The following is a 21,033-nucleotide window of genomic DNA, read 5'->3' on the forward strand; positions in this document are numbered from 1 at the left end:
GGCGTTTCCAGTAGATCCACGCCGTGCGTGGATGGCTTCCGATCAGAACCCGCAGAAGCAGTACGCCAGCGCCTTCACCGGCGTGCCGTTGCCCTTCTCGCGGGCCGCGTTCTCGACAAAGCGCAGCTGCGTATCCACTTCCGGCATCGTGCGCGCCAGCACCATCCGCGCCATGCCCGAGTCGGACAGCATCCAGGCACCTGCACGGCTGCCGGCGAAACCGCTGACGAACTGCGCGAACGGCGTTGCCGCCTTCTCGATGTAACGCACGCGGTAGGCATCAGCCTTGCCCAGCTTGGCGCGGCTGGCGGCATCGGCCACCGCATCCTTCAGGCCACCGAAGGCATCGACCAGGCCACGTTCCTTGGCCTGCGCACCGCTCCACACGCGTCCACGGGCCACTTCGTCGACGGCCTCGACCGGCTTCTTGCGGGCGTCGGCGACGCGGCCGGTGAAGTCGGCGTAACCCTTGTTGATCACCGACTGGATGACCTGGCCCACGGCCGGATCCATCGGGCGGGTGACATCGAACGCACCGGCGAAACGGGTGGTGCCGACACCGTCGGTGTGCACGCCGATCTTGTCCAGCGCGCGGCTGAAGTTCGGCACCATGCCGAAGATGCCGATCGAACCGGTGATGGTCGACGGATCGGCATAGATGCGATCGGCATTCATGCTGATCCAGTAGCCACCGGAGGCGGCCAGGTCGCCCATCGACACCACCACCGGCTTGCCGGCGGCCTGCAGGGCCACCACTTCGCGGCGGATCTGCTCGGAGGCGAACACTTCACCACCCGGCGAATCCACGCGCAGCACCACGGCCTTCACGTTCTCGTCGTCACGCGCGGCACGCAGCAGCGCCGAGGTCGATTCGCCACCGATGCGGCCGGCCGGCAGGTCGCCACCGCTGATCTCGCCGGCGGCCACCACCACCGCCACCTGCGGACGGCTGTCGACCGGGTTGCGGCGCGCATCGAGCTGGCCCAGGTAGGAGCCGAAGTCGATGTTGCGGAAACCACCGTCGGCATCGTCGTCAGCCACGCCGCGCTCGATCATCAGATCCTCGAATTCCTCGCGGGTCTTCAGCGACGTCACCAGCTTCTGCTGCAGGGCGAACTTGGCCAGGTCACCACCGGCAGCGGCGATGCCTTCCGGCAGCGTGTCGATGCCGGCGGCCAGCTGTGCCGGATCCAGGCGGCGGGCCTTGGCGATGTCGCCCAGGTAGCGCTGCCACACGTCGTTCATCCAGAACAGGTCGGCTTCCTTGGAGGCCGGCGAAGCGGCGTCGAGCACGTAGGGTTCGGCGGCGGACTTGTACTCGCCCACCTTGAACAGGTGCACGTCCACACCCAGCTTGTCCTGCAGACCGGTGCGGAAGTACTGGCGATAGCGGCCCAGGCCCTCGAGCACCACCGACCCCATCGGGTCCAGGTAGACCTCGTCGGCCTGTGCGGCCAGCAGGTACTGCGACTGGCCCATGCTCTCGCTGTAGGCCACCAGCTGCTTGCCGGACGCACGCAGGTCCTGCAGTGCCGCGGCCACTTCACGCAGCGAAGCGAAGCCCGACGGCTGCAGCTTGTCCAGCTCCAGCACCACGCGCTCGATCTTCTTGTCTTCCTTGGCCGACTCGATCACCCGCAGCAGGTCGCGCAGCTGGATCTCTTCGGCACCGTTGTCGCCCACCGCCTTGGCCAGCGCGCGGCTGACCGGGTCAGCGCTGAACTGCTCGACCAGGCGGCCCTCCGGCGCGATCACCAGGGTAGTGCGGTCCTGCAGCGATTTGCTGGCACCGGCGCCCATGCCGGCGGCGATGACGAACATCACCAGCAGCAGGAACAGCAGGCCGAAGAACACCAGGTTGAGGATCAACCGGCGGGTGAAGTTCATGACGTCCCACAGCCCGATGAAGAAACTGGCGACGGGGTTGCGACGCGCCGGGGGCAGCGGGGGCACGGGTTGATTCATGGAACGCTCCGGATGGCTTCTTGCCGTGGTGCCAGCATAGCCGGTGCCGTGTGATGCGGCATCGGACACAAGTCAGGGGATCGCCCGCCATGGGTCGGCAGGGCGGGCGGGACGATCAGGACAACATCGATTGGCCGATGCGCAGGCTGCTGCGACGCAGGCGCCAGCCCATCAGGATGGCGGCGGCGGTCAGGCCGACGATCAGGCCGATCCACATGCCCTGCGGGCCCATGCCCAGGCCCAGGCCGAGCCCGGCGCCGAGCGGCATGCCCAGGCCCCAGTACGCGAACATGGCGATGAACATCGGCACGCGGGTGTCCTTCAGGCCGCGCAGCGCGCCCGCCGACAGCACCTGGATGCCATCCGGGAACTGGAAGGTGGCCGCGTACAGCAGCAGGGTGGAGGCCAGGCCGGCCACCGCCAGGTCGTTGGTGTAGACACCGACGATGGCGTCATGGCCGAACAGCAGCACCGCTGCCGACAACGTCTGCGTACCCATGATGATCGCGTAGCCGGCCCAGGCCGCGCGCCGCACGCCGAAGCCATCGCCACGACCGACCGCATGGCCGACGCGCACGGTGGTGGCCTCGGCCACGCCCATCGGGATCATGAAGCACAGCTGGGCGACGTTGATCGCGATCTGGTGCGCGGCCGCTTCATTGGCACCAAGACGGCCGATCAGCAGCGCGGTGACGATGAACAGGCCGCCTTCCATCAGCACGGTGATGCCGATCGGCAGGCCGGTGCGCAGCAGGTCCCAGATCGCCTTCCAGCGCGGTCCTTCGAAGTGCGAGAACAGCTGCAGGTGGGCAAAGCGCTTGGTGAACCACAGGTAGGTGGCGAAGGCGATCGCCTGCAGCCACATCATCACCGCCGAAGCGATGCCCAGGCCCTCGGCGCCCATTTCCGGGAAGCCGAGCTTGCCGTTGGCCAGCACGTAGCCCATCGGTGCCAGCACCAGCAGGCCACCGAAGCCGAGCAGCATGGTCGGCAGCGTCCAGTGCATGCCCTCGCTGAGATAGCGCATGCAGAAGTACAGGGTCAGCGCAGGTCCGCCCCAGCGCACCGCGTGCAGGAACGCGGTGGCCCCCGGCACGATGTCCGGTGCGATGCCGAACGCAGGCAGCAGCGGCGGCACCACGGTGAGGAAGGTGAACATGATCAGGCCCAGGCCCAGCGCCAGCCACAGTGCCTGGCGGAACAGCGGGCCGATCTCGCGCTCGCGGCCAGCGCCATGCAGCTGCGACACCGAGGCGGTGAGTGAGATCAGGGTGCCGATCGGGATCAGCATCGGCAGCCACAGCAGGGCGGTGCCGATGGTCACCGCGGCCAGGGTCGCCGTGGCGTGGTGGCCGGCAATGACATTGTCGACGAAGGAGATCAGACCGGTGGACACATGCCCGAGCACAAGCGGCAGGGCGAGCAGACCGGTAGCGCCGACTTCCTTGCTGAAGCGCGGCGTGGAGGTTGCAGTAGACATAAGGTGCTTGACGCGAACTGCGGTTGCGCGCGAAGGGCACAGGCACCGGGTTGCGGGCCGCCATCTTACGCGTGCAGCGCGCATTCCCATGACATGGCGTGAATGCTGGGTTCCGGCAGGCCCCGGCATCACGCGTTGCGATCACGTTACGAACAGAAAAAGGGGACGGAGGGGATTAAGTCGTTTCAAGCCCGACTGTGCTGAATACGACTTAATCCCCTCCGTCCCCTTTTCTTTCTACTGCCCGGCCTGGCGCTTGAGCCAGGTATCGCGCTCGGCCGGCGGCACCGCGAGGAACGCGCCGCGGACCTTGTCGCGCTCCTGCGGTGGCGTGCGCTGTGCCACCAGGGTCAGTTGGGCCAGCTGCGCCGGGCTGAGCTGGCGCAGCACGGCCAGCGCGGCCTCGCGCTGTTCCGGCGGCACGAAGCCGAACAGGCCGTGCAGCTTGGGGAACTCCAGGCCCAGCTGCGGGCCCAGCCGCCAGCCTTCGCGGAAGGCCTGGTCCTGCGCCTGGAACTGCTGCCGCAGGCGCTGTTGCTGCTCGGCCGGCAACGCATTGAATCGCGCAGCGGCCTGACGGATCCGCTCACGCTCGCCCTCCGGCAATGCCCGCCATGCGGCGTAGTCGGCGCGGCGCTGGCGCTGCTGCTGGGCATCGAGCTGGGCGAACGTAGCGGGCGTCGTACCTGTGCTGGCCGGGGCCGCCGGTGAACTGCCCGGCACTGGCGGCGGCAGCGGCACGTTCAAAGTCTGCGGCGCGGCGGACAGCGACAATGGCAGGGCCAGCAGCAGGCTGGCGAATACGGTCTTATTCATCGGCAGCAGCGGTTTCCAGCGTGGCGCTGGCCGGCTCCGGCCGGCTCGGCTTGGACTGCGACTCGTCCACCGGCAGCGGGCCGCCCGCGGCGGTCCATGCATACAGATCGGCATCGGCCACCAGCGGATAGTCGCGGTCGGCCAGCATCGTGGCGTCGTCCGTCGCCTGCGCAGGGGTCGCGTCCGGCGTGGCATTGACCTTGCTCGGCGGCAGTGCTTCCACCGTGACGGGACCCGCCTCACCAACCACGCCTTCCGGCAGCGGTGCGTCGCTGCCGAACGAATGTCCCTGCCAATGGCGCCAGCCCAGCGCGGCGGCCAGCAGTACCACCACGGTTATCAACAGGATCAACGGACCGCGCCAGCGCGGCTTGGCATTGGCGCGGCGGCGCTTGCCAGTGGCTGCAGCCCGCTCGTCGCGCTGCGGGGTGCGCCAGCTGGAGGTCGGCGCTTCACTGCTGTTCGTCGGTGCGGCCGGCTGTTGCAGCTGCTGCAGGCGTTTGACGGGCAGATCGCGGATGCGCAGCTGCACCTGTTCGGCCAGCTGGCGCCAGGCCGAGGCGTCGGGCTGGCCGTGCGCGTCACGCGGGCAGGCATCGGCCAGCAGCTGCTGGTAGCCGGCTTCGTCCTGGTCGAGCACGCGCGTGGCGATACCTTCATCCAGGCTGCCGCCCACCCGCAGCAACAGCGCCAGGCGCGGCAACGGTCCCATCTGGCCCAAGGCGGCAAGCGGCGGCTCCCACTGGCCGCCCACCGGCTCACGCAGCGCCTGGCGCTGGCCCAGCAGGGTCCAGAAGCGGGTTGGCCACTGCGCCATCGGCAGGTCACTGGCGACCGCCGCAAACGCGCGCATCACCGCCACCAGGGTCTGTTCGGCCCGGGCAGCATCGCCGCACTGCAGTTCAGCCACCACCAGGGCGCGGCGTTCAACACCTCGCAGGAACGCCGACAGCGCACCGGCCGCGGTCGAGGAAACAGGGGCGGGCACAGCCGTCATCGATCACTCCAAAGGTCTGCCCGCATGATAGCGGCAGGCCATCGGCGCCCGTAGGACTTGCGCCCACAGGCACTTCGTGCTGCAGGTTGTGCACAGCACCACGCTGCCTGCGCAGGAAACTGTGGCATCCAGCTGAATTCACTCTGTTTCAGCATTGTTTCACACTTAAATCATTGATTTTGATGGATTTTAAAGTATGGCGATTTTTTGACCAACCCGAGCGTGAGGCCGTCGCCATCGGCCTCCTGCGCGCCCGCCGACCGGTAACGCACAGCGTTATCCACAGAACATGTGGATAAGACTGAATCTCCAATGGACACCGATATTTAGGTGACATTTATGATTCAACGGGCGCCGTCCCGCCGCCGCCCACCCCGCCATTCGCGCGCGCATGGCCCGGTACACTGGCCCGATGCTTTCACCGATTCCGACCCTGCAGGTCGCCCTGCCCGTCCCCCTGCCCCGCCTGTTCGACTACTTGTCGCCGGAGGGCGTGGCCCCCACGGTTGCGGTCGGCTGCCGCCTGAAGGTGCCGTTCGGCAACCGTGAGCTGGTCGGTGTGGTGGTGGGACACGGCCAGACCGACGACGGCCAGGGACTCCGCCAGGCGTTGGCCTGGTGCGACCCGCAGCCGCTGCTGCAGGGTGAGCTGTGGCAGAGCCTGCAGTGGCTGGCGCGCTACACCCACGCGCCGTTGGGCGAAGTACTCAGCACCGCCCTGCCCGGCCCGCTGCGCCACGGCGAGGCCCTGCCCGACACCCATCACTGGGGCTGGCAACTGACACCCGAAGGCCATGCCCAGCGCGGGAAGCTGCGCGCCGGCAGCCGCCCGCGGCAGTTGGCCGAACTGCTGGCCGAGGCCGTGGTGGATGAAGACGTACTGGGCGAACGCATGGAGGACTGGCGCACCGCCGCACGCAGTCTGGCCAAGCGTGCACTGGCCGAGCGCGTGGCGATGACGGTGGCACCGCAGCATGCGCAGCCGCTGCCCGGGCCCACGCTCAACCCGGACCAGGCCGAGGCCGTGACTGCGATCAACGCCGCCGACGGCTTCCAGCCTTTCCTGCTGGATGGCGTGACCGGCAGCGGCAAGACCGAGGTCTACCTGCAGGCGATCATCCATTGCCTGGCACAGGGCAGGCAGGCGCTGGTGCTGGTGCCGGAAATCGGCCTGACTCCGCAGACCCTGGCACGCTTCCGCGGCCGCCTCGGCATCGCCGTGCATGCGCTGCATTCGGGCTTGAACGATAACGAGCGCGCTCGCGTCTGGGCAGCCGCCTCACGTGGTGAAGCACGGGTCATTGTCGGCACCCGCTCGGCAGTGTTCACGCCGCTGCCGCAGGCCGGTCTGCTGATCATCGACGAGGAACATGACGGCAGCTACAAGCAGCAGGACGGCATCCGCTACCACGCGCGCGATTTCGCCCTGGTGCGCGCCAAGGCGCTCGGCATTCCCGTGCTGCTCGGCAGTGCCACGCCCTCGCTGGAAACACTGCACAACGCCTATGCCGGGCGCTACACCCACCTGCGCCTGAAGCAGCGTGCCGGCGATGCACGACCACCGCGCGTGCGCATCCTTGATGTGCGCAAACGGCCATTGCACGATGGCCTCTCGGCCGATGTTCTGGCCGGCATCGGCGAGCACCTGCAGCGTGGCCAGCAGGTGCTGGTGTTCAAGAACCGCCGTGGCTACGCACCGGTGCTGCTGTGCCACGACTGCGGCTGGACCGCACCGTGCAACCGCTGCGACGCACCGATGACCGTGCATGGTGGCGGCCGCCGGCTGCAGTGCCACCACTGCGGTGCGCGGCAACCGGCGCCGCTGGCATGCCCGGCCTGCGGCAGCCTGGCGCTGCAGCCACAGGGCATCGGTACCGAACGCCTGGAAGAGCACCTCACCGCCGCCTTCGCCGATTTTCCGGTGGTGCGCATCGACCGCGGCACCACCTCACGACGCGACGCACTGGAACAGCAGCTGGCGAGGCTGGGCGACCAACCCGGCATCCTGGTCGGCACGCAGATCCTGGCCAAGGGCCACGACCTGCCGAAGCTGACACTGGTGGTGGTGGTGGGCATCGACGAAGGGCTGTTCTCGGCCGACTTCCGTGCCAGTGAAAAACTGGCACAGCAGCTGATCCAGGTCGCTGGCCGCGCCGGCCGTGCACGCGATCCCGGCGAGGTCTGGCTGCAGACCCATCACCCCGGGCATCCGCTGCTGGAAACCCTGGTGAGCGGTGGCTACCACCCGTTCGCGCAGGCCGAGTTGAACCAGCGCCAGGCCGCCGGATTCCCGCCGTTCGCGCATCTGGCACTGATGCGCGCCGAGGCACAGCAGGTCGAGCATGCCAATGCGTTCCTGCTGGCGGCGCGGCAACTGCTGGGGGAACAGAATGTGGTCGAGGCCTACGGGCCGATGCCGGCGCCGATGCCGCGGCGTGCCGGTTACCAGCGCACGCAGCTGTTGCTGTCCGCGCTGCAGCGGCCACCGCTGCATGGCGTGCTGGCCCAGCTGGTGCCGCAGCTGTATGCGCTGCCGGAGGCACGCAAGGTGCGCTGGTCGCTGGATGTGGATCCGACGGATCTGTATTGAGGGCGCTGCCCAATGCTGCGTAGAGTCGAGCTTGCTCGACTGCCGTGCGCCAGACACAGTCGAGCAAGCTCGACTCTACCGTCGGTCCGTATGGACCCGACGGAACTGTATTGAGGCAGACGAACGCTAGCGCCGGGCCATGCCCGGCGGTCCTCCGCGTACCACGCTCGCCGGGCATGGCCCGGCGCTACCCCTCAGGTCAGCGGCGACATCACGCCGCGCTGGTAGGCCGGCCGCTCGCGCAGGCGGGCGTACCAGTCGGCCAGGTGCGGCAGTTCCGGGCGCTGGATGGGCAGTTCGAACCAGGCATAGATCAGCGAGCCCAGCGGGATGTCACCCATCGCGAACGTCTCGCCCGACAGCCACGGCTGTCTGGACAACGTGGCATCGGCCATCGCCAGGTAGTCACCGGCACGCACGATGGCGGCATTGATGCGCGCTTCGTCGCGGTCAGCTGGGGCGGTGCGCATGATGCCCCAGATCAGGTCGGTGTACAGCGGCGCCATCCGCGAGGTGCTCCAGTCCATCCACTTCTCGGCCTGGGCACGTTTCATCGGGTCTTCGGCGTACAGCGTGCCCAGCGCGTAGCGCGCACTCAGATAGCGCACGATGGCATTCGATTCCCACAGCGGCAGGCCATGGTCTTCGATCACCGGCACCAGGCTGTTGGGATTCATCGCCAGGTACTCCGGCGTCTGCGTGCCGCCATGGCTGCCACCAACCTCGATGGATTCGTACGGCAGGCCGATTTCCTCGGCGCACCACAGCACCTTGCGGACGTTGCTGGAATTGCGGCGGCCCCAGATCTTCAACATGCGGGTTTTTTCCTTGCTGGCAATGCGAGCGGCAACGATACGCCTGATCGGAGTGGGTGTGTGGGTGGCGGATGCGGAATCGGGCATCTGCGCGCTGCCGGCCAGCGGCCGGCACTACCGGTTCCTTTCCGGCCAGCGGCCGGCATTACCGGTTCTTTTTTGGCAGCGCGCACGTAGGAGGACTTGCCGTCCTTCTTCAGCTCGAACAGCCCGATCGCTGCCAGCAGGTCACTGAGCTTGCCGTAACCGTAGTTGCGTGGATCGAACGAGGCCTGGTTGCCGATCTGGCTGCCGACCGGGCCAAGGTGCGACCAGCCATCCTCGCCCTCGGCCGAGGACACCGCACGGCGCAGCATCTTCACCAGCCGCGTATCGCTGCGCATTTCCGCACCGCTCTTGCGTGGCCGGGCATCGTCGTTGGCAACAGGCTCGTTCGATGCCTGTTCGCTGGACGCCTGTTCGGTATCCGGCACGCTGGCATGGGTCTGGCCCAGCGCTTCCAGATAGGTGAACTTCGAGCACGCGTTGACGAACGGCTCCGGGGTTTTCTTCTCGCCGAAGCCATACACCTTCACGCCATCGGTCAGCAGGCGCATCACCATCGGGGTGAAATCGGCATCGCTGGACACGATGGCGAAGCCATCGAGATTGCGCGCGTACAGCAGGTCCATGGCATCGATCACCATCGCCATGTCCGAGGCATTCTTGCCCTTGCTGTAGGCGAACTGCTGGATCGGGCGGATCGCATATTCGTGCAGCACGGCCTCCCAACCCTTCAACCGCGGGCTCTTCCAGTTGCCATAGGCGCGGCGCACGTTGGCCACACCGTAGCGGGCGACTTCGGCCAGGACCTCGTCGATCTTCGAGGCCGGCGCATTGTCGGCGTCGATCAACAGGGCGATGCGCTTTTCCGGTTCGCTCATGGGCTCCTCACGGGCGGTTGCCTGAACCCGAGTATCGCCGATCCATGCGGGCGCTGACGTGACAGGGCGCCATCGTGCGAAGATGCCAGGCGCTTCCCCCAATGCCCCCACTGGAGTGAGTCGATGAGTCGCGAGCGCGTTCCCCACCTGGTTGTTGTCGGCGGCGGTTTTGCCGGCCTCTGGGCCACCCGTGCCCTGGCCCGCGAGCGCATACGCATCACCCTGGTCGACCGCCGCAACCACCATCTGTTCCAGCCACTGCTGTACCAGGTGGCCACCGCCGGCCTGTCCGCGCCGGATATCGCCGCGCCGCTGCGCCACATCCTCGGCCACCAGCGCAATGTGGAAGTCCGCCTCGGCGAAGTGGTGACCATCGACAAGCAGGCCCGGCAGATCCGCATGGCCGATGGCAGCACGCTGGACTACGACAGCCTGCTGCTGGCTACCGGCGCCACCCACGCCTACTTCGGCAACGACCAATGGGCCGATGATGCGCCCGGGCTGAAGACGCTGGACGATGCCATCGCACTGCGCCGCAAGCTGCTGCTGGCGTTCGAGCGCGCCGAGGCCGAACCGGACCCGGCGAAGAAGGCGGCGTGGCTGAGCTTCGCCGTGGTCGGCGGTGGACCTACCGGTGTTGAGCTGGCCGGCACTCTGGCAGAAATCGCGCGGCATACGCTGCGCAACGAGTTCCGCCACATCGATCCTGCCAGCGCCAAGGTACGGCTGGTCGAGGCCGGCCCACGCGTGTTGTCTTCGTTCCCGGAAGTGCTTTCGCTGAAGGCGCGCCGTCAGCTGGAAAAGCTGGGCGTGGAAGTGCTGACCGGCACCCCGGTGAGCGACATCGACAGCCAGGGCTTCAAGCTCGGCGATCAGTTCGTACCGGCCCGCACTGTGGTGTGGGCCGCCGGTGTGGCCGCTTCACCGCTGGCGCGCACCCTGGAGGTGCCACTGGACCGCGCTGGACGCGTGCAGGTGCAACCCGACCTCACCCTGCCTGGGCACCCCGAGCTGTTCGTGGCCGGTGACCTGGCCGCACTGAACCAGGCCAATGGCAAGCCGGTACCCGGCGTTGCGCCCGCCGCCAAGCAGATGGGCAAGTACGTGGCCGAGGTGATCCGCGCGCGTCTGCATGGCAAGGCCGCACCGGGGCCGTTCAAGTACGCCGACTTCGGCAACCTCGCCACCATCGGCCGCATGGCCGCGATCGTGCACCTGGGCCGGCTGCAACTCTCGGGCGTCCTCGCCTGGTGGTTCTGGCTGGCCGCACACGTGTTCTTCCTGATCGGCTTCCGCAACCGCATCGTGGTGCTGCTGAACTGGGCCGTGGCGTACTGGAGCTACCAGCGCAGCGCGCGCATCATTTTTGGTGATGACCAGGAAGACCGGCGACCCCGACGGTAGTGCCGGCCGCTGGCCGGCTGCTGCGCGGTCGGATCCCTTTCCGCAGGAAAGGGCTCTGACCCCGTCAACACCATCCACGCATGGCGTGGATCTACCGGTTCATCGGGCCGCCCGGCACCCGCCGTTTCGACCAGGTGCGGCAGAAATCCTCCTTCCTCGCGGCATCGGCAATCTGCGTGCTACTCCAATACCGGGTGATCCAGACTGTCAGTGCGGTACTGCTGAGATGCCAGCGCAGCATGTCGTGCCTTGGCTGCCGCATCAGGTGGCGGCGTGCAACCCAGAACGCTTCGCGCTCGACGTCAGTCGCCTTCTTCAACGCTTCAGGATCGAAGAACCGCGTCGTGAAGCTCCATGGATTCATCGGCTGGAATCCCGTGCGCTGCTCACTGCTGCACGCAGCCATACCACTGGGTGCGCGGTCCGCCGGCTTCGGCCGGCCTTCCACCAGCGCCAGCCCGAGCCGGTACAGCAGGCCAGGCAGCAGTGCGATGCCCGCGGCCAGCATGACGACGGAGATCCATGCTTTGCCGGCAGCACCCATCGCTCACTTCGCCTTTGGTTTTGGATACCACAGTGCGTTGACGATGACCCAGCGCTGGTCGAAGCGCCCCATGTGGAAGTAATCGACGAACCACAGGGTTTCCAGCCGCACCGAGGCGGCGTTGCCGGTCACGTCCAGCACCGTGCAGCGGCGGTCCCATTGATCCTTCGGGGTCTTCAACGCGCCCTGCTTCGTCAGCGCCACCAGTTCTTCCTTCGACATTCGGCGCAGGCCCAGGCGTTCGTCGGGCGTATCGCCGAGCACCGCGCGCTTGGCCAGGTCCGGGTGCAGGGAACGGGCGACACGCTGCGGGTCGGCTTCCAGCTGGCCGTCGACGTAATCATGGCAGGTGGCTTCAATGGCCTCGAGGGTGGCCGGATCGGCAGTGGGGCTCGTTGCTGCGGAAAGAGCGAACAGCAGGGCAATCGTGGACATCCGGGTCTCCAGCTCTGGGCGCGGGGTGATCATGGCATGGGCCAAGTGGCCCATCCACGCATGGCGTGGATCTACAGAAGCGTCTCGGCCGGTTCCTGCAGCCAGGCCAGCTTGCGTTCGCGCGGCTGCTGCTTGAGTTGCCACTCGGCCCGCGAGGCGGCGGCCCGGTCCGGGTACTCGCGCACGGCCAGCACGCGCAGCGGCGGCCGTGCCCGGGTGTAGCGCGCCCTTGCCGGCCTGGTGGGCGGCGAAACGCGCCTCCACATCGGTGCTGATGCCGGCGTAGTAGCTGCCATCGCGGCATTCGAGCAGGTACAGGAACCACGGGCGGAGGGACGGGGCCATGCCCGGATTATGCCGTGCTGCACTGCAGCGGATATACTGGCGCCCGAATGCAGGAGAGAGGCGCCGCGCTGGCGCCCGCCGAAGGCGCAGGCTCCCATGATCGCTCAGGCCGGTGGGCTGGAATCCCACCAACCATGCATTCGACTCGCCGAGCTGGAGAGAGGTCACCGGGCATGCCCGGGACGATCCGCCGAAGGGGCACGCGGCCAACGCCGCTGAACTCTCAGGCAAAAGGACAGCGGGAGCGGCACCGGTCATCGTCATCCCGTCATTGCGCAGGCAGTGGCGGTAGTCGCGCATGGCCGGCCCCACCGCGCCCGGAGCCTGTCCCATGCTGCTGTCCATCATCTACCTGATCGCCATTTCCGCCGAAGCCATGACCGGCGCGCTGTCCGCCGGCCGTCGCCGCATGGACCTGTTCGGGGTGGTCATGATCGCCTGCGTCACCGCCCTCGGGGGCGGTTCGCTGCGCGACATCCTGCTCGGCCACTACCCGCTCGGCTGGGTGAAGCATCCCGAGTACCTGGGCTTCACCGTGTGCGCGGCGCTGATCGCCACCTGGGTGGCGCGCTGGATGCACCACTTCCGCCGCACCTTCCTGGTGCTCGATGGCCTGGGCCTGATCGCCTTCACCCTGATCGGCTGTTCGATCGCGCGAGGCCGGCCATGCCATGCCGATCGTGCTGATCGCCGGCATGCTGACCGGTGCCTTCGGTGGCGTGCTGCGCGACATTCTCTGCAACGAGGTGCCGCTGATCTTCCAGAAGGAGCTGTACGCGATCATCGCGCTGCTGACCGGCGCGGCCTACCTGTTGCTGCTGCACTGGGGCGTGGCCGACGCCACCGCGATCCTGTGCTGCCTCGGCGGCGGCTTCGCGCTGCGCCTGCTGGCGATCCACTACCGCTGGGAAATGCCGAAGTTCGTGTACCACGACGAAGTGCATTGATTGTTTGACGGTAGTGCCGGCCGCTGGCCGGCAACACGGCACGCGCCCGCAGATTCCGGCAGGTTGCCGGCCAGCGGCCGGCACTACCGAATGCGTTGCATGACCATGGTCATGCGGCATTGGCCGGGGTGATTGGCTACCATTGTCACCCCGTCGCTGCCGCGACGGCATCCAGCCACGCCGCGCCCGCGGCCCCGCCAGACAACTCCCTCCCCGCTGCCCGTGGTGCCGTGAACGCGCCGACGGGCCCGCATGTCCCTGCGCGCGCAGGGCGCAGGATGCCCCATGTCTGTCGCCGAAAATTCCCGCTTCCGTCGTGCCCGCCTGTTGTGGGCGGTGCTGGCCATCGCCCTCGTCGCCGTTCTGGCGTGGTGGCTGTGGCCCCGGAATGGCGCCGGCAGCAGCGACGATGCGCCGGGCAAGACGGTGCCGGTACGCGTGGCACGCGCCAGCGCCGAGCCGCTGGTGCTGCGCCTGAAGGCGGTCGGTACGGTCACCCCGCTGCACAGCGTGGTGGTACGCAGCCGCGTGGATGGCGAACTGCTACGGCTGCATTTCCAGGAAGGCCAGCAGGTGAAGGCCGGCGATCTGCTGGCGCAGATCGACCCGCGCCCGTATGAAGTGAAGCTGGCACAGGCGCAGGGTACCCAGCAGCAGAATCTGGCCGAGCTGGAAAACGCCGAGCGCCAGCTGCAGCGCTACCGCGAACTGCAGAAGCAGAACTACGTGTCCGGGCAGGAACTGAGCGACCAGCAGAGCAAGGTGCGCCAGCTGCAGGGCCGCCGCCTCGGCGATCAGGCGTCTGTTGATGAAGCGCGCCTGCAGCTGCAGTACACCCGCATCACCGCGCCGGTCAGTGGCCGCGTCGGGCTGCGCCGGTTGGACGTGGGCAACCTGGTGCGCGCCAGCGATGCCGAAGGCCTGGTGACGCTGGCGCAGACCGCGCCGATCAGCGTGCTGTTCACCGTGCCCGAACCCGAGCTGCCTGCGCTGCTCGATGCCGTGCAGGCGCAACCGGCACTGGCGGTGGAAACCTGGGACCGCGAAGAACGCCGGCAGCTGGCCCGCGGCTCGCTGTCCAGCGTCGACAACCGCATCGATACCACCACCGGCACGTTGAAACTGCGTGCGCACTTCGACAACCACGATCTGGCGCTGTTCCCCAACCAGTTCGTCAACGTCCGCCTGCAGCTGGGCGAGCAGCCCGCGCTGCTGATTCCCGATGCCGCCGTGCAGTTCGGCAGCCAGGGCAACTACGTGCATATCGTCGACAAGGACAGCAAGGCACAGCGCCGCACCGTGGTGCTCGGTCCGGCCGATGATGGGCGCGTGGCCGTGCGCTCCGGGCTGGCCGCAGGGGACAAGGTGGTGATCGAAGGCATCGACGGGCTGGAAGACGGCACGGCGGTGGAGATCATCACCGAGGAGGCCGCGACCAAGGCCGGCGCATGAACCTCTCGCGCCCGTTCATCCTGCGCCCGGTCGCAACGACTCTCCTGATGGTGGCGCTGCTGCTGTCCGGCGTGCTGGCCTATCGCCTGCTGCCGGTGGCGGCGCTGCCGCAGGTCGATTACCCGATCATCCAGATCACCACGCTGTATCCGGGGGCCAGCCCCGAACTGACCACACGCACCATCACCGCACCGCTGGAGCGCCAGCTCGGCCAGATTCCCGGCCTGAAACAACTGTCGTCGACCAGTTCCGGTGGCGCCTCGGTCATTACCCTGCAGTTCGGGCTGGAGGTGTCGCTGGGTGTGGCCGAGCAGGACGTGCAGGCCGCCATCAACGCGGCGGGCAGCTTCCTGCCCGGGGACCTGCCGGTGCCGCCGGTGTACCGCAAGGTCAACCCGGCCGACACCCCCATCCTGACACTGGCGGTGACCTCGCAAGGCCTGTCGCTGCCGCAGGTGCACGATCTGGTGGATACGCGCATCGCCCAGCGCCTGGCGCAGTTGCCCGGCGTCGGCCTGGTCAGCCTGGCCGGTGGCCAGCGCCCGGCGGTGCGCATCCAGGTCAATCCAGCGGCGCTGGCCGCCAACAACCTGGGCATGGACCACATCCGCACCGCCATCGCCGCCGCCAACGTCAACCTGCCCAAGGGCAGTTTCGATGGCCCGATCCGCGCGGTGATGCTCGATGCCAACGATCAGATGCGCAGCGTGGATGAGTACCGCGCCCTGGTACTGGCCTGGCGCGACGGCGCGCCGCTGCGGCTGGGCGATGTAGCCACCATTACCGATGGCGCCGAGAACCGCCAGTTGGCTGCGTGGAGCGGTACCACGCCGGCAGTGCTGGTGAACATCCAGCGCCAGCCCGGCGCCAACGTGATCGCCGTGGTCGAGCAGGTGCGTACGCTGCTGCCGCAGCTGCAGGCCACGCTGCCCGCCGGCGTGCAGATGAATGTACTGAGCGACCGCACCGAATCGATCCGCGCGTCGGTGCGCGGCGTGCAGAAAGAACTGGTACTGGCCATCGGCCTGGTGGTGCTGGTCACCTGGGTGTTCCTGCGCAATCTGCCGGCCACGCTCATTCCCAGCGTCGCGGTGCCGCTGTCGCTCATCGGCACCTTCGCGGTGATGCTGCTGGCCGGCTATTCGCTCAACAACCTCACGCTGATGGCGCTGACCATCGCCACCGGCTTCGTGGTGGACGATGCCATCGTGATGCTGGAGAACATCGCCCGCCATCTGGAGGAAGGCGAAAGCCCCCGCGATGCAGCGCTGAAAGGCGCAGCCGAGATCGGCTTCACCCTGGTGTCGCTGACTGTTTCGCTGATCGCGGTGCTGATCCCGCTGCTGTTCATGGCCGACCTGGTGGGTGCACTGTTCCATGAGTTCGCAGTGACACTGGCTGTAGCCATCGGCATTTCGCTGGTGGTCTCGCTGACGCTGACGCCGATGCTGTGCGCGCGGTTCCTGAAGCCGCACGCGAAGACTGCACACGCGCCCGATGTCTTCGACCGCGTCATCGGCCTCTACGACCGCCAGCTGCGCTGGGTGCTGCAGCGCCAGCCGCTGATGTTGCTGGCCACCGTTGCCACCCTCGCACTGACCGTGGCGCTGTACTTCGCCGTGCCCAAGGGTTTCTTCCCGGTGCAGGATGCCGGCCTGGTGCAGGGCATCAGCGAAGCGCCGCAGGCGATCTCATTCCAGGCCATGCGCGAGCGCCAGCAGGCGCTGGCGGCGGCCATCGAAGCCGACGAAGCGGTGGCCAGCGTGTCGTCCTACATCGGCGTGGACGGCAACAATGCCACGCTCAATACCGGCCGCCTGCTGATCGAGCTGAAACCGCACGGCGACCGCGATGGCGCCGCCGTGGTGATGGCGCGCCTGCAACAGCGCGTGTCGAAGATCCCCGGCATCACCCTGTACCTGCAGCCGGTACAGGAGCTGGGCATCGAAGACCGCATCAGCCGCACCCAGTACCAGTTCACCCTGACCACGCCGGATCTTGAAACACTGGAACGCTGGACCCCGAAGCTGCTGCAGGCGCTACGCCAGCAACCTGCACTGCGCGATGTCGCCAGCGATCTGCAGATGCAGGGCCGGCAGGCGCGCGTGGCGATCGACCGCGATGCGGCGGCGCGCCTGGGCGTAAGCGTGGAAGCAGTAGCCGATGCGCTGTACGACGCCTATGGGCAGCGCCAGATTTCGACCATCTTCACCCAGGCCAGCCAGTACCGGGTGGTGCTGGAGGCCGATCCTTCACGACAGCCCGGGCCGGAGGCGATCACGGGCCTGCGTGTGCGCAGCAGCAGTGGGCAGACCGTGCCGCTGGGTGCGGTGGCACGCGTGGATCTGGGCCCGACCGCTCTGCTGCGCAACCATGTCGGCCAGTTCCCGGCGGCCACGCTGTCGTTCAACCTTGCCCCGGGCGCATCACTGGGCGAAGCGGTGGAGGCTGTGCACGCCGCGCGCACAGGTGAACCTGCCGCAGAGCATCGAACTTCGCCTGCAGGGTGCCGCAGCGGCCTTCAGCAGCTCGCTGTCGTCCACACTGTGGCTGATCCTGGCCGCGGTGGTGGTGATGTACATCGTGCTGGGCGTGCTCTACGAGAGCTTCATCCACCCCATCACCATCCTCTCCACCCTGCCCTCGGCCACCGTGGGTGCGCTGGCGGCACTGTGGGTAAGCGGACGCAGCCTGGACCTGATCGCGGTGATCGGCATCGTGCTGCTGATCGGCCTGGTGAAGAAGAACGCGATCATGATGATCGACTTCGCGCTGGACGCGCAGCGCACACGCGGCATGTCACCGCGCGAGGCGATCCATCAGGCCGCGCTGCTGCGTTTCCGGCCGATCCTGATGACCACGCTGGCCGCGCTGTTCGGCGCAGTGCCGCTGATGCTGGCCAGCGGTTCCGGCGCCGAGCTGCGGCAGCCACTGGGCTGGGTGATGGTGGGGGGGCTGCTGGTCAGCCAGGTACTGACCCTGTTCACCACGCCGGTGATCTACCTGGCCTTTGATCGCCTGCAGCGTGGCCGTGCGACGTCCCCGGTGGCCGTTGACGAGGCGCGCGTGAGCCCCATCGCGCGCCTGGCGCAGGCCTGCGTGCAGCGCCCGGTTGCGACGATCCTGCTGGCGGTGGCGCTGGTGCTGGCTGGCCTGCTGGCATTGCGCCTGTTGCCTGTGGCGCCACTGCCACAGGTCGATTATCCCGCCATTGAAGTCAGTGCCAGCCTGCCCGGCGCCTCGCCCGAGTCGATGGCAGCCACCGTGGCCACGCCGCTGGAGCGCGCACTGGGCAGCCTGCCCGGCATCTCACGCATCGACTCGGCCAGCACCCAGGGCCAGACCCAGATCGAACTGAAGTTCGTACTCGGCCGCGACATCGATGAGGCAGCGCGTGAAGTGCAGGCCGCCATCAATCTTGCACGCGGGCAGTTGCCCAGTGGCATGCCCGGCATGCCGCAGTACCGCAAGGTCAATCCCTCACAGGCACCGATCCTGGCGCTGGCACTGACCTCGGACACGCGTTCGCCAGGCCAGCTGTATGACCTGGCCTCCACCGTGCTGGCGCAGAAGCTGTCGCAGGTGCCTGGCGTGGGCGAAGTGCAGGTGGGCGGCAGCGCCTTGCCCGCCGTGCGTGTATCGCTGGACCCGAATGCACTGAACCATGCAGGCCTGGCACTGGAGGACGTGGCCCAGGCCATCGGCCGCGCCAACGCCATGCGCCCGCTGGGTGCCGTGGGCGATGACCGCCAGCAGTGGCAGCTGGAAGCGCCGCTGCAGCTGCGCCAGGCCGCGCAGTACCGCGAACTGGCATTGAAGGTCAGCGACGACCGCACGCTGCGGCTGGGCGATGTCGCCGCCGTTGCCGATGGCGTGGAAGACCGTTACGCCAGCGGCTTCCACAACGAACGCCCCGCCGTGCTGCTGATCGTCAGCCGCCAACCCGGCGCCAACATCATCGCCACCGTTGATGCCATCCAGGCGCAGCTGCCGCAACTGCATGCGCTGTTGCCCTCCGGCGTGGACATGCGGCTGGTGATGGACCGCTCGCCGGTGATCCGCGCCACCCTGCACGAAGCAGAGCTCACGCTGGTGCTGGCGATCGTGCTGGTGGTGCTGGTGGTGCTCGGCTTCCTCGGCCACTGGCGTGCAGCGCTGGTCCCCAGCGTGGCGATTCCGGTGGTGCTGTTCGGCACGCTGGCGCTGATCGCGCTGATGGGCTTCTCGCTCAATACGCTTTCATTGATGGCGCTGATCGTCGCCGCCGTGCTGGTGGTGGACGATGCCATCGTGGCGCTGGAGAACATCGCCCGCCATCGCGAACTGGGCGCCGACCGCTGGCAGGCGGCAGTACGGGGTGCATCGGAAGTCGGTGCCACGCTGCTGTCGATGAACGTTGCACTGGCCGTGGTGTTCGTCTCCATCCTGTTCCTGGACGACTTCGTCGAACGCCTGTTCCGCGAATTCTCGTTGACCCTGGTGGCGGCCATGACGGTCTCCGTGCTGGTCGCGCTGAGCCTGGTGCCGATGCTGTGTGCACGATTGTTCGTGGATGCCGCGCAGCAACCCTCGCGTTGGCAGCGCGGCAGCAATGCACTGTTCGAGCGCGTGCGCGGCGCCTACCTGCGCACGCTACAGGCCAGCCTGCGCCGGCTGCGCTGGCCGTTGCTGGCTTTCGTTGCAGTCATCGCGCTCAACACGTGGCTGTTCCAGCAGGTGCCCAAGGGCATCGTGCCCAAGCAGGACACCGCGCAGCTGCGCGGCTTCGCGCGCGGCGATGACGGCCTGTCCTTCCAGGCCATGCAACCGAAGATCGATGCGTACAGGAAGCTGTTGCTGTCCGATCCGGCCATCGAGGACATCATCGGCTACATCGGTGGCAGCAACGGGGTCAACAACGCCTTCATCATGATCAAGATGAAGCCGCTGGCCGAGCGCAAGGTGTCCAGCCAACAGGTGATCGACCGCCTGCGCGCGGCTGCCCAAGCTGCCCGGCGGCAATCTCTATCTGTGGGTGGACCAGGACATCCGCCTGGAGGGCGCCGGCAGCAGCGGCAAGTACGAGTTCCAGCTGCTGTCGGCCGATACAGCGCCCCTGCGCGAATGGGCACCGAAGGTGGCTGCCGCCCTGCGTGGCCTGCCCGAACTGGTGGACGTGGAAGCACAGGGTGAAGCGGGCATGCGCCAGGTGGTGCTGGATATCGACCGCGAAGCAGCCGCGCGCCACGGCGTCGACCTGCGCACGGTGGCCAACATGCTCAACAACTCCTTCAGCCAGCGTCAGGTCGCCACGCTGTACGACAGCCTCAACCAGTACCGCGTGGTGATGGAGCTGGACCCGAAGCACACCCAGGACCCGGGCACGCTGTCACGCCTGCAGGTGATCGATGGCAACGGCCAGCGCATTCCGCTGTCGAGCATCGCCAGCTGGCGCTATGGCATGGCACCGGACCGGGTGTACCACAGCGAGCAGTTCGCCTCGATCTGGATCGAGTTCGCACTGGCACCGGGCGTAGGATTGGAACAGGCCACACAGGCGATCGATGGTGCGATGTCGAAACTGATGCTGCCGCGTTCGGTCCAGGGAAAACTGTCCGGTGAAGCCGGCGGGCTGGATCAGCTGCGCGCGCGCCAGCTATGGCTGGTGCTGGGCGCCACGCTGGCGGTCTACCTGGTGCTGGGCATCCTCTACGAGAGCTTCCTGCAGCCGCTGGTGATCCTGTCCACCCTGCCTTCGGCCGGTGTCGGTGCGCTGCTGGCGCTGTGGCTGTTCGGCAACGAACTGAACCTGATCGCCCTGCTCGGCCTGTTCCTGCTGGTGGGCGTGGTGATGAAGAACACCATCCTGCTGGTGGATTTCGCACTGGCCGGCGAGCGGCGCGGGCTGAGCGCGCAGGATTCAGTGATGGAAGCCGCACGGTTGCGCCTGCGGCCGATCCTGATGACCTCGCTGGCAGCGCTGCTGGGCACGCTGCCGCTGATGCTGGCCAATGGCGAAGGCTGGGAGCTGCGGCAACCGCTGGGCATTGCGATTGTCGGCGGCTTGCTGGTCAGCCAGTGGTTGACGCTGTACACGACCCCGGCGATGTATCTGGCCTTGGCGAGGTTGCGCGCGAAGAAGGCCATGTAGCGTCGAGCCATGCTCGACTGCTCTTTACAGGGAACCAACGCGCTTCTCGCGCAAGTCGATCATGGCTCGACGCTACAGAAGAGCGGTATCCACGCGTGGCGTGGATCTACGGCGGACATTGAGTAGAGTCGAGCTTGCTCGACTGCCGTTGGTGCACGTTTTTCCGCAGTCGAGCAAGCTCGACTCTACG

11 protein-coding genes, 4 pseudogenes and 2 riboswitches are annotated in these 21,033 nt (G+C 67.5%); of the genes and pseudogenes, 6 read left to right on the plus strand and 9 right to left on the minus strand.

Going from position 1 to position 21,033, the window contains the following annotated elements; all coding sequences use genetic code 11:
• Nucleotides 1–42: 42 nt before the first annotated feature.
• The 4 genes from sppA to ACZK2V_RS20750 all read right to left on the minus strand — a co-directional run bounded on the left by sppA (nt 43) and on the right by ACZK2V_RS20750 (nt 5,258).
• Nucleotides 43–1,965 (minus strand): signal peptide peptidase SppA, encoded by a 1,923-nt coding sequence (gene sppA, locus ACZK2V_RS20735; protein ID WP_049400998.1) that lies wholly within the window; start codon nt 1,963–1,965, stop codon nt 43–45.
• A gap of 115 nt (nt 1,966–2,080) precedes the next feature.
• Nucleotides 2,081–3,445 (minus strand): MATE family efflux transporter, encoded by a 1,365-nt coding sequence (locus ACZK2V_RS20740; protein ID WP_032129679.1) that lies wholly within the window; start codon nt 3,443–3,445, stop codon nt 2,081–2,083.
• 237 nt (nt 3,446–3,682) lie between these two features.
• The gene (locus ACZK2V_RS20745; protein WP_107433221.1) at nt 3,683–4,261 is read right to left on the minus strand and encodes a DUF3106 domain-containing protein; all 579 of its coding nucleotides are present in this window, start codon (nt 4,259–4,261) and stop codon (nt 3,683–3,685) included.
• On the minus strand, nt 4,254–5,258 hold the full coding sequence (locus tag ACZK2V_RS20750) for a hypothetical protein (protein WP_032129681.1): 1,005 nt from the start codon (nt 5,256–5,258) through the stop codon (nt 4,254–4,256). The genes ACZK2V_RS20745 and ACZK2V_RS20750 overlap by 8 nt, the downstream gene beginning before the upstream one ends.
• Nucleotides 5,259–5,670: 412 nt before the next feature.
• Here ACZK2V_RS20750 and ACZK2V_RS20755 point away from each other — a divergent pair, with 412 nt between their 5' ends.
• Nucleotides 5,671–7,848 (plus strand): primosomal protein N', encoded by a 2,178-nt coding sequence (locus tag ACZK2V_RS20755; protein WP_189720105.1) that lies wholly within the window; start codon nt 5,671–5,673, stop codon nt 7,846–7,848.
• Nucleotides 7,849–8,042: 194 nt separating this feature from the next.
• Here ACZK2V_RS20755 and ACZK2V_RS20760 read toward each other — a convergent pair whose 3' ends face one another.
• A complete protein-coding gene (locus ACZK2V_RS20760; protein WP_107433218.1) occupies nt 8,043–8,663 on the minus strand; it encodes a glutathione S-transferase family protein in 621 nt (206 codons plus the stop codon).
• The gene (locus ACZK2V_RS20765) at nt 8,657–9,586 is read right to left on the minus strand and encodes an NYN domain-containing protein (RefSeq protein ID WP_486322749.1); all 930 of its coding nucleotides are present in this window, start codon (nt 9,584–9,586) and stop codon (nt 8,657–8,659) included. Before ACZK2V_RS20765 ends, ACZK2V_RS20760 begins: the two co-directional genes overlap by 7 nt.
• A gap of 123 nt (nt 9,587–9,709) precedes the next feature.
• Here ACZK2V_RS20765 and ACZK2V_RS20770 point away from each other — a divergent pair, with 123 nt between their 5' ends.
• Nucleotides 9,710–10,990 carry an NAD(P)/FAD-dependent oxidoreductase gene (locus ACZK2V_RS20770; RefSeq protein WP_071227868.1) on the plus strand — a complete coding sequence of 427 codons (1,281 nt, stop codon included), beginning with the start codon at nt 9,710–9,712 and terminating at the stop codon, nt 10,988–10,990.
• Nucleotides 10,991–11,081: 91 nt separating this feature from the next.
• Here ACZK2V_RS20770 and ACZK2V_RS20775 read toward each other — a convergent pair whose 3' ends face one another.
• The 3 genes and pseudogenes from ACZK2V_RS20775 to ACZK2V_RS20785 form a co-directional block, all read right to left on the minus strand.
• The gene (locus ACZK2V_RS20775) at nt 11,082–11,534 is read right to left on the minus strand and encodes a hypothetical protein (protein WP_486322750.1); all 453 of its coding nucleotides are present in this window, start codon (nt 11,532–11,534) and stop codon (nt 11,082–11,084) included.
• Between the two features lie 3 nt (nt 11,535–11,537).
• A complete protein-coding gene (locus tag ACZK2V_RS20780) occupies nt 11,538–11,969 on the minus strand; it encodes a nuclear transport factor 2 family protein (RefSeq protein WP_486322751.1) in 432 nt (143 codons plus the stop codon).
• Nucleotides 11,970–12,040: 71 nt separating this feature from the next.
• Nucleotides 12,041–12,314 (minus strand): annotated as a pseudogene (locus ACZK2V_RS20785) (GIY-YIG nuclease family protein).
• Nucleotides 12,315–12,354: 40 nt separating this feature from the next.
• Nucleotides 12,355–12,444: riboswitch (glycine riboswitch) on the plus strand.
• Nucleotides 12,445–12,457: 13 nt separating this feature from the next.
• A riboswitch (glycine riboswitch) is annotated at nt 12,458–12,561 on the plus strand.
• A gap of 84 nt (nt 12,562–12,645) precedes the next feature.
• Between ACZK2V_RS20785 and ACZK2V_RS20790 the strand changes: the two are divergent.
• The 4 genes and pseudogenes from ACZK2V_RS20790 (at nt 12,646) to ACZK2V_RS20805 (ending at nt 20,843) form a co-directional block, all read left to right on the plus strand.
• A pseudogene (locus tag ACZK2V_RS20790) lies at nt 12,646–13,261 on the plus strand (trimeric intracellular cation channel family protein).
• Between the two features lie 285 nt (nt 13,262–13,546).
• Nucleotides 13,547–14,713, plus strand: coding sequence for an MdtA/MuxA family multidrug efflux RND transporter periplasmic adaptor subunit (locus ACZK2V_RS20795; protein ID WP_486322752.1), 1,167 nt, complete (start codon nt 13,547–13,549; stop codon nt 14,711–14,713).
• Nucleotides 14,710–17,779 (plus strand): annotated as a pseudogene (locus tag ACZK2V_RS20800) (multidrug efflux RND transporter permease subunit); the annotation flags it as partial. The gene ACZK2V_RS20795 and the pseudogene ACZK2V_RS20800, both read left to right, overlap by 4 nt.
• A 75-nt stretch (nt 17,780–17,854) precedes the next feature.
• Nucleotides 17,855–20,843, plus strand: a pseudogene (locus tag ACZK2V_RS20805) (efflux RND transporter permease subunit).
• Nucleotides 20,844–21,033 lie beyond the last annotated feature (190 nt).

Source organism: Stenotrophomonas sp. 93052_Sma (genome assembly GCF_056481145.1).

Coding starts and splice junctions, on each gene's coding strand:
- ACZK2V_RS20780 (WP_486322751.1), bottom strand. CDS start 11,969: ATGTCCACGATTGCCCTGCTGTTCGCTCTTTCCGCAGCAACGAGCCCC.
- ACZK2V_RS20755 (WP_189720105.1), top strand. CDS start 5,671: ATGCTTTCACCGATTCCGACCCTGCAGGTCGCCCTGCCCGTCCCCCTG.
- ACZK2V_RS20795 (WP_486322752.1), top strand. CDS start 13,547: ATGTCTGTCGCCGAAAATTCCCGCTTCCGTCGTGCCCGCCTGTTGTGG.
- ACZK2V_RS20745 (WP_107433221.1), bottom strand. CDS start 4,261: ATGAATAAGACCGTATTCGCCAGCCTGCTGCTGGCCCTGCCATTGTCG.
- ACZK2V_RS20740 (WP_032129679.1), bottom strand. CDS start 3,445: ATGTCTACTGCAACCTCCACGCCGCGCTTCAGCAAGGAAGTCGGCGCT.
- ACZK2V_RS20760 (WP_107433218.1), bottom strand. CDS start 8,663: ATGTTGAAGATCTGGGGCCGCCGCAATTCCAGCAACGTCCGCAAGGTG.
- ACZK2V_RS20775 (WP_486322750.1), bottom strand. CDS start 11,534: ATGGGTGCTGCCGGCAAAGCATGGATCTCCGTCGTCATGCTGGCCGCG.
- ACZK2V_RS20770 (WP_071227868.1), top strand. CDS start 9,710: ATGAGTCGCGAGCGCGTTCCCCACCTGGTTGTTGTCGGCGGCGGTTTT.
- sppA (WP_049400998.1), bottom strand. CDS start 1,965: ATGAATCAACCCGTGCCCCCGCTGCCCCCGGCGCGTCGCAACCCCGTC.
- ACZK2V_RS20750 (WP_032129681.1), bottom strand. CDS start 5,258: ATGACGGCTGTGCCCGCCCCTGTTTCCTCGACCGCGGCCGGTGCGCTG.
- ACZK2V_RS20765 (WP_486322749.1), bottom strand. CDS start 9,586: ATGAGCGAACCGGAAAAGCGCATCGCCCTGTTGATCGACGCCGACAAT.